Source organism: Anaerorhabdus sp. (genome assembly GCF_036657415.1).
In the GTDB taxonomy this organism is placed as follows: Bacteria; Bacillota_I; Bacilli_A; order Erysipelotrichales; family Erysipelotrichaceae; genus Anaerorhabdus.
The window spans coordinates 1-5,843 of record NZ_JAVXGL010000102.1 but is presented as its reverse complement, the minus strand read 5'-3'; the positions used below and the strand labels follow the sequence as shown (position 1 = coordinate 5,843).

Annotated in this window: 6 protein-coding genes and 1 pseudogene; 5 read left to right on the top strand and 2 right to left on the bottom strand. The window is 31.7% G+C overall.

The genetic code is table 11. The features are described from left to right. Positions 1 to 884: chromate transporter (locus RSB60_RS10520; protein WP_332616215.1), on the bottom strand; the 884-nt coding region annotated here is incomplete at its 3' end. 254 nt (positions 885 to 1,138) lie between these two features. Here RSB60_RS10520 and RSB60_RS10515 point away from each other — a divergent pair. Genes RSB60_RS10515 through RSB60_RS10495 form a run of 5 tightly spaced genes read left to right on the top strand, consistent with a single transcriptional unit; the run spans position 1,139 to position 5,543 of the window. Then, positions 1,139 to 1,756 (top strand): bifunctional 4-hydroxy-2-oxoglutarate aldolase/2-dehydro-3-deoxy-phosphogluconate aldolase, encoded by a 618-nt coding sequence (locus RSB60_RS10515; protein WP_332616214.1) that lies wholly within the window; start codon positions 1,139 to 1,141, stop codon positions 1,754 to 1,756. A gap of 14 nt (positions 1,757 to 1,770) precedes the next feature. After that, positions 1,771 to 3,693 carry a BglG family transcription antiterminator gene (locus RSB60_RS10510; RefSeq protein ID WP_332616212.1) on the top strand — a complete coding sequence of 641 codons (1,923 nt, stop codon included), beginning with the start codon at positions 1,771 to 1,773 and terminating at the stop codon, positions 3,691 to 3,693. Continuing rightward, positions 3,683 to 4,144 carry a PTS sugar transporter subunit IIA gene (locus RSB60_RS10505; RefSeq protein ID WP_332616210.1) on the top strand — a complete coding sequence of 154 codons (462 nt, stop codon included), beginning with the start codon at positions 3,683 to 3,685 and terminating at the stop codon, positions 4,142 to 4,144. The genes RSB60_RS10510 and RSB60_RS10505 overlap by 11 nt, the downstream gene beginning before the upstream one ends. 18 nt (positions 4,145 to 4,162) lie before the next feature. After that, a complete protein-coding gene (locus RSB60_RS10500) occupies positions 4,163 to 4,477 on the top strand; it encodes a PTS fructose transporter subunit IIB (protein WP_332616208.1) in 315 nt (104 codons plus the stop codon). A gap of 4 nt (positions 4,478 to 4,481) precedes the next feature. Next, positions 4,482 to 5,543, top strand: coding sequence for a PTS fructose transporter subunit IIC (locus RSB60_RS10495; RefSeq protein ID WP_332616206.1), 1,062 nt, complete (start codon positions 4,482 to 4,484; stop codon positions 5,541 to 5,543). Positions 5,544 to 5,587: 44 nt separating this feature from the next. Here the strand turns inward: RSB60_RS10495 and RSB60_RS10490 are convergent. Further along, positions 5,588 to 5,843, bottom strand: a pseudogene (locus RSB60_RS10490) (ABC transporter ATP-binding protein); the annotation flags it as partial.

The following is a 5,843-nucleotide window of genomic DNA, read 5'->3' as shown; positions in this document are numbered from 1 at the left end:
CTAATTAATCCTGCAAAAATTTGTGTGAACAAACCAAGATCTCGTGTGGCTAAACCGCCAACAAAAGAACTAAAGGCAAACATGGGTCCAGGTAAACCTTGAATCAAACCATAACCAATTAAAAATTCATTAGCTGATAGGTAGTGATTGATATCAACAAATTGTTCTAACATGAGTGGTACAACAACTTGTCCACCACCAAAAACTAAATAACCAAAACGATAAAATTGATAGAACAGATTAACGAGAATAGATTGAGTAAATAAGACTAGAAAAGCAGAGCCAATGGCAAATAATACGAAGAGAATTAGATAGCGCCAAGATACATTGAGTTTAACTTTTTGGAACATATTTTCTTCTTTATAGGCAAAGATTGCTAGTGCACCACCTGTGAGTAGTAACACTGGATATATCCAAGAGACTTTAAAGAAAAAAGTAATTACAGCTGTACTTAGTGCAAGAAGAAATGTTACTTGATCCTTGATTACTTTCTTTGAAATTTTATAAGCAGCAAATAAAACAAAAGCGATTGCCAAAGGCGCAACAAATTTCAGAAAATCAAGTGATACATTATTTTCAACTAAAAGCGGAAATAATATCGCAAGTAAAGTCATGAATGTAATAATCGGTAGTGCCCAAACAATGAGCGTTAAAAATGCCAATAGTTTACCACCGATTTTGTAACCAATTGCAGCAATTGTTTGTGTGCTAGTAGGTCCAGGTAGTATTGAACAAAGAGCATTGAGTTCAATTAGTTCCTCTTCCGACAGATACTTCTTTTTATTTACGAGTTGGGTATAGAACACACTAAAATGCGCCTCAGGACCTCCGAATGCTCCAAGGGAACAAATAAATACATCTTTTAAAAATTGGATTGGTTTCATGGGTACTCCTATCTATGATTCAGTGTAATAATATAGAAATAGTTTATTGATATCAAGCAAATTGATGTTAAATAAAAATACAAAACTTTATTTAATATATCTAAAATTTAAATGAGTGTGTAAAATAGATAAGAGTAATTAATCATCATGATAAAAATACAAAGAGAAGTGTATTTGCAACATTGATGTTGCAATAAATTAGCATTCATCTTTTAAAGTAAATTACATAAAATGTGATTGTAAGGAGGAAGATTATGGAATTATCAAAAGTAACAATGATATTAAGGGGTTATACATATGAAGAAATACGGTGTGTTGCCGAAGTGCTGATTACATGTAATAGTCGATATATTCGGAATATGGAAATAACTCTAAACACTGACAATGCAATATCGATTATTAAAGATATTGTGAAAGAATTTGGTAATTATTTGAATATTGGTGCAGGTACTGTTCAAACATATGATGAACTTGTACAAGCAATTGATGCAGGTGCCAAATTTGTTTTATCTCCAAGAACGATGAGTAAAGAAATGCTGGATTATTGCAAGGAAAAACATGTGATTTCAATTCCAGGTTCATTTACTCCATCAGAGATTGGCAATTCATTTGATAATGGTGCAAATATTGTAAAAGTATTTCCAGCAAATGAATTAAGTCTGTCCTATGCTGCAAAAGTGAGAGAGCCTATGGGTGATTATGAATTGATGGCAGTAGGTGGAATTAATAAAACAAATGTTAAGGAAGCATTAACTTCAGGATATCAATATGTAGGTACTGCTGGAGGATTATTTTCAAAAGAAAATATTAAGTCAAAAAATAAAGAAAAACTGATAGAAGAACTTAAAGAATTTGAAAAAGCAATTGATTAAGGGAGGGTAATTACTTGAAAGCATTACAACGTCAAAAAAAATTATTGGAATGTTGTGCAAACAACGATACATATAAAAACGTTGAGAGTCTCTCAAGTATTTTGCAAGCTTCTAAGAGAACAATATTTAATGATATTAAAGTATTAGAAGAAAAAGGTTATGTGTTTGATAAAAAACCAGGTTTAGGTATTAGACTCGTTGACAATTGTAACTTAGCAAAAGATGATTTTAATTGTTACAGTTTAGAGTATCGAAGAAATCAAATTATTGTTGATTTACTATTTAATGGAAAAATAATCACATATGAATCTTTATCCCTAAAATATCAAGTTAGTGAAAGTTCAATACAAACAGATATAACTTTTGTTAAAGAAAATTTAATTGATGGAAAAACAGTTAAACTAGTAAGTGATGAAAAGGGAACTAGATTCGAAGGAAAAGAAGAAGAGTGGCAAAGAACATTTATTCGTTTTAATGAATTTATTTTTAAACAACGAATCATACAATTCTATAACCCAGAAATATTGGATGTAATGAAAGAGTATTATCCAAAAGAAGTGGTAGATATATGTTACAAAACAATTCGTTCATTTAAAGATTATAATCTCTATGATGTAGCAGACTATTATTTGCTTAATGTATTTAATGTAATTATGGTTATGTGTTATAGAATGCAATTAGGGTTTCATCATGATGCGGAATACAAAGCATTTGAATCTGATCAAATCATGTCATTAATGTATTACATGATTGCGAAAGATATATTGGATTTAATTACAGTCCCACTGAATATAAATTACTATGAGAAAGATATTCGGTTTTTACTCTCATATTTAAATGCCAACAAAATAATATTCAGCGCAACGAAAGTACAATATGGAAAAGATTTTGAAGAAATCATTAGAGAAATAGTGCGCCGTATGGAGCAATGTGCAGGGGTCTATTTATCAGATGATGATGTGCTCTATCAAAATTTAAGTATGCATATTGTTCCAATGATTTATCGCTTAAAGAATAATATGTATATTACAAATCCAATGTTAGAAGAGATTAAAAAACAATATAGAATTATGTTTGATTTAACATGGTTATGTATGAGTTCTTTAAAAGAGAAAATGAATATAAATTTAACGGATGATGAAGTAGGATTTTTAATGCTACATTTTCAAAATGCTTTAGAAAAGAAAAAGAGTAGTAAGAGAATACTTGTAATATGTCCTAATGGAATAACTACATCTAACATGATTGCAAATCAAATTCGAAGAATATTGCCTCCATTAGATATCATTGAAGTTGCATCGATGGATGTAATAGAAAAATTTGATTTAGGAAGTATAGACTTCATTGTGTCGACGATTCCAATTAAGAATATAACTATTCCAGTTATTGTTGTGTCATCAATAATGAATGAAAATGATTTGGCTGATATTGAACGTGTATACCGCAGTAAATTAGTAATGCCTAGACTAGATACTAAATGTGATAAAGCGATATTAAAAGATTATCTTCAATCTTCAAATATCTTTTATCATAAAGGGAAAATTAGTAAAGAAGATATTATCAAAAAAATATGTTCAAACCTAAGTAAAGATGGAATTGTATCTGAAAAATTTGAGTGTAGTGTCTTTGAAAGAGAAGTCAAAGGTGGAACTGATATCATTTCAGGAGGATCTATACCGCATGGAGCCGTGACATTGGTTAATAAAACACAATTAGCGATGTGGGTGAATATAGAACCAGTCAAATGGACTAAGTATAAAGTACATGTAGTAATCATGTTTGCGTTAAGTGAAAAAGATATGAAGAATTCAAAAAAGATTTTGGAAACAGCTTTTTCATTTATTCATAGTAAAGATAAAGTTGAAGAACTTATCTTGGCGAAAAATAAAAAAGAACTTGAAAAAATAATATTTGAAGGAGAACAAAATGGTAAATAAAGATTTAATTTTGCTAGAAGAGGAAATCACAAACCGCGAACAAGCATTAGAGGTGATGATTCAAAAAGCAAATGAGTTAGGATACTTACAAGATAAGGAAATATATAAAGCGGAAGTAATAGCGCGCGAAGAGATGATGCCGACATCAGTTGGATTTAAAGTGGCGATTCCGCATGGAAGAAGTAAAAGTGTAAGTAATCCATTTGTTGTTTTTCTTCGTAATAAGAAAGAATTTATATGGGATGATCGAAATGAAAATGAAGTTGATTTAATTTTCATGATAGGTGTACCAGAAGCAAATGAAAATAATCTTCACCTCAGATTTCTTGCGGAAATAAGTAAGAAACTTATGAATGATGATTTTAGAGAAAATCTTCGTAAAGCAAATAATAAAGAAGAGGTCTATGAAATGCTTCATGACATTAATGAAAAAGTAATTTCAAATAATTAAATTTTAAGGAGAGAAAATATGAAAATCATAGGAATAACAGCATGTCCTACAGGAATTGCACATACATATATGGCGCAAGAATGTTTAGAGAAAGAATGTTTAAAAAGAGGATATGAAGTAAAAATTGAAACTCAAGGTGGTCTTGGAATTGAAAATGAATTAACAGATGAAGATGTTGAGTCAGCAGATGTTGTGATTCTAGCCGTAAGTGTAGTTATCGAAGGTGAGGAAAGATTTGCGAATAAACCAACGATTCATACCGATGTTGATGAAGCAATTTCACATGTTGAAGATTTAGTTAATCGCGCAGTTGCACTAGCAAAAGGGGAATAATATAATGAAAAAACTATTAAAAGATATTCAAAAGCACTTATTGAGCGGTGTTTCTTTCATGATGCCAATTGTTGTGGCAGGTGGGGTAATTCTTGCGATATCTTTATTGGGTGCTGAACAAACAGCGACAGGACTTGTACCTAACGGTCCTATCATGAGTTACTTAAATCAATTAGGTAAAGCAGGGATGACATTAATGATTCCGGTGTTCTCTGCTTATATTGCTTATTCGGTTGCAGGGAAACCAGGATTAACGCCAGGATTTATCCTTGGATATATTGCGAATTCAACAATTTCAATCAATGGTATGGATTGTAAGTCTGGATTTTTAGGAGCATTAGTTTTAGGTTTAGCAGCAGGTTATATGGCAAAATGGATGAAGGGCTGGAAAGTTGGTAAAACACTTCGAGCAATCATGCCGATTCTAGTTATACCTGTATTCAGCGTTCTTATCTTAGGATTTGGATATTACTTTATTGTAGCAACACCAATTAGTTATTTAATGATGGCTTTAACAAACTTCATGTCTAATTTGAATGATACAAGTGTTATCGGATTAGCATTATTCATGGGAGTGTTTGCTGAAATAGATTTTGGTGGACCAGTTACAAAAGCAGTGAGTATGTTTACGTTGGCTTTAATCAATGAAGGTGTAATGGGGCCAAATGGTATCTTCCGTGTCTTGGTTGCGGTAGCACCTATTGGGATTTTTCTTGCAACAGTAATTGCGAAAAAGAAATTTACTGCTGAAGAACGAGAAAATGCAACAGCAGTAGGTATTATGGGATGTTTAGGTATTACAGAAGGAGCAATTCCTTATGCAATTAAAGATCCAAAAGTTATCTATCCTGCAACTATTTGTGGAAATATAGTAGGGGCACTAATTGCGGCATTTGGTAATGTTACTTGTCCTGTTCCACATGGAGGATTCATTGTATTGCCTGTAGTAGGACAAAAGCCGACCTTTGTTATTGCGATTCTTGCAGGAGCAATAGTCACAGCTATCATGATTCGTATTTTGAAAAAGGATGTTCCACAAGAAGAAACAATAAATGAAAATGCATAAAAAAAGAGCAGTTCACATTATATGAACTGCTTTTCTTATGGCTATTATTCTTCGCCTTCGTCAAATTGTGAATTGTAAAGTTGTGCATAGAAGCCACCTTTTTCAAGTAGTTCTTCATGTTTACCAACTTCTACAATGTCGCCGTCTTTCATAACTAAGATTAAATCCGCATTACGAATTGTAGATAAACGGTGAGCAATAACAAATGATGTACGGCCTTTCATTAAGTTTTCCATACCCTTTTGAATTAATAATTCAGTACGAGTATCAACAGATGAAGTAGCTTCATCAAGGATTAAA

What these genes read in the sequence shown, in the direction of transcription:
- RSB60_RS10515 (WP_332616214.1), top strand. Translation starts at nt 1,139, where the DNA reads ATGGAATTATCAAAAGTAACAATGATATTAAGGGGTTATACATATGAA.
- RSB60_RS10505 (WP_332616210.1), top strand. Translation starts at nt 3,683, where the DNA reads ATGGTAAATAAAGATTTAATTTTGCTAGAAGAGGAAATCACAAACCGC.
- RSB60_RS10500 (WP_332616208.1), top strand. Translation starts at nt 4,163, where the DNA reads ATGAAAATCATAGGAATAACAGCATGTCCTACAGGAATTGCACATACA.
- RSB60_RS10495 (WP_332616206.1), top strand. Translation starts at nt 4,482, where the DNA reads ATGAAAAAACTATTAAAAGATATTCAAAAGCACTTATTGAGCGGTGTT.